We start from the raw sequence: 2,309 nt of genomic DNA, 5'->3' as shown, positions 1-2,309 counted from the left end.
GGCGGCCCGCCCCCCCCCCCCGCCCCCCCCGCGACCCCCCGCACCTTCCTGACGGACCACCCCTCCACCCCCCACACCCTCAGGAGCGCGCGCATGCGCCGAACCCCCCGCCGCCTCGCGGCCACCCTCCTCTCGCTCGCCCTCGCCACCGCCGGCCTCACCGCCGCCGGTCTCGGCACGGCCGCCCCCGCCGCCGCGCTCGGCAACGGCAACGCCCTCACCCCGCCGATGGGCTGGAACTCCTGGAACTCCCTCGGCACCGAGGTCACCCAGGACCAGGTCGTCCAGACCATCGACTTCATGGCCGCCAACGGCCTGGTCTCGGCCGGCTACGACACCGTCACCATCGACGACGGCTGGTCGCTGTGGCACCGCGACGGCCAGAGCACCGACCTGGTCCGCAACGCGGACGGCGGCCTCCAGCTCTACGACGACGCCGGGAAGCCGGTCGGCGGCAGCGACGGCACCGGCAACGACCCCACCTCCGGCCACCTGCTCCCGCGCCCCGACCACTTCCCCGACCGGACCGTCGACGGCCGCACCGTCAACGGGATCGCGTACCTCGCCCGGTACGCGCACGACCGGGGCATGAAGTTCGGCCTCTACGCCACCGACACCTACCTCACCTGCCAGATGCACCCCGGCAGCCTCGGCCACGAGGGCACCGACGCGGCCGACTTCGTCTCCTGGGGCGTCGACTTCGTCAAGTACGACGACTGCCCGTACGGCCCGCCGATCATCGGCCCGGACGGCCACGACTACTACACCCAGGGCGAGGGCAAGGAGTTGACCCGGTCGGTCTACGCCCGGGTGCAGACCTTCCAGCGCGCCCTGGACGCCGCCTCCGCCGCCCAGGGCAGGCCCAGGGTCACCCTCAGCGTGTCCGCCCAGCCCGTCCACACCGGCGTGCCGTACCTGCTCGCCGCCGACGACCCGGCCCGGACCGACCCGGTGGTCATGGCCGCCGGGACGGTCCCCTTCCAGGCGCCCGGCTACGCGCCCACCGGCGTCTGGTGCGGCCAGGTCGCCAACCTGTGCCGGATCGGCGGCGACCGGGCCAGCGACCTCGACGGGGTGCTCTGGAACGGGCAGTTGCAGACCGCGCTGCGGTACCCGGGCAACGTCCGCCCGGGCAGCTGGAACGACCTCGACATGATGTTCACCGGCTGGCAGGACGTCTACGGCCTGTACGGCACCACGGACACCTGCACCTGCCACAAGCCGTTCACCGACGACGAGTCCCGCACCGAGACCTCCGTCCTCGCCATGCTCGCCGCGCCGCTGATCTCCGGCGCCGACCTGCGCACCGCCGCGCAGTCGCAGCACAGCGCCGACGGCCACACCTGGTCCACCGGGATCAGCCCCACCAGTCTGGCGATCCTGAAGAACAGCGAGGTGATCGCCGTCGACCGGGACGGCCTGGCCGAGCCCGCCACCCTGGTCGGCGCCAAGCCCGCCGACGGACACGCGCCGGTCGTGCTCAAGCGGCGGCTGGCCGGCGGGGACACCGCCGTCCTGCTGGTCAACCAGGACCCGTCGGCCGCCCGGACGGTCGGCACCAGCCTCGCCGAGCTCGGGCTCACCGGGGCCGGCTACCACGCCAAGGAGCTCTGGACCGGCGCGGGTTCGACCGTCACCGGCCCGCTCTCCGCCACGCTGCCCCCGCACGGCGCGGCCCTCTACCGGCTCACCGCGCAGTCCGGCGGCGGGGCGGCGGGCGTCGTCGACGACGGCCGCTACCACGCGCTGGCCACCGGCGGCCTGGCGCTCTCGGTCACCGGGTCCTGCGCCTCGCCGCTCACCTCGACCACGGACGTCGAGGCGCCCCGCAGCGGGGACCCGGCGCAGCAGTGGACGTTCACCACGAACCCGGACGGCACCGTCCGGATCACCGACGGCTGTGACACCCCGACCCACCGGCACACCGTGCTCTCGGCCGGGGCCTCCGCCGGCGACAGCGCCTACCTGCTCGACCCGGCACCCGGGAACCCGTGGCAGGAGTGGAAGGTGACGCAGGACCAGGGCGCCGGCGCGCTCACCGTCACCAACGTCGCCACCGGTCTCGTCCTCGGCGCGGTGTCGGCCGCGCCCGGCGCACCCGTCACCACCGACCAGCCCACCGCCTCGGCCGGCCGGCACTGGACGCTCGGCTCCTGAGCCGCCCGTCCCGCCCCGGCTCCCGAGCCGCCCCGACCGGGCGCCGGACCGCTCCGCCACGCGGGCGTGGCGGGCCCGGGCCCGTGCCGCCCCGCGCGGGCGGCCGCACCCCCCAGGGGCCCGCTTAAGCTGCACCACCACCGCGACGCCCG

1 protein-coding gene is annotated in these 2,309 nt (G+C 75.6%); it reads left to right on the top strand.

Annotated elements, in window-relative coordinates; translation table 11 throughout:
* The first annotated feature begins 93 nt into the window (after positions 1-93).
* On the top strand, positions 94-2,157 hold the full coding sequence (locus ACFQ6N_RS40300) for an alpha-galactosidase (RefSeq protein ID WP_380659127.1): 2,064 nt from the start codon (positions 94-96) through the stop codon (positions 2,155-2,157).
* Positions 2,158-2,309: the final 152 nt, after the last annotated feature.

This window comes from Kitasatospora sp. NPDC056446 (assembly GCF_042796115.1).
Lineage (GTDB): Bacteria > Actinomycetota > Actinomycetes > Streptomycetales > Streptomycetaceae > Kitasatospora.
Note: the sequence above shows the minus strand (reverse complement) of the source record. Positions and strands in the feature narration are given on the sequence as shown.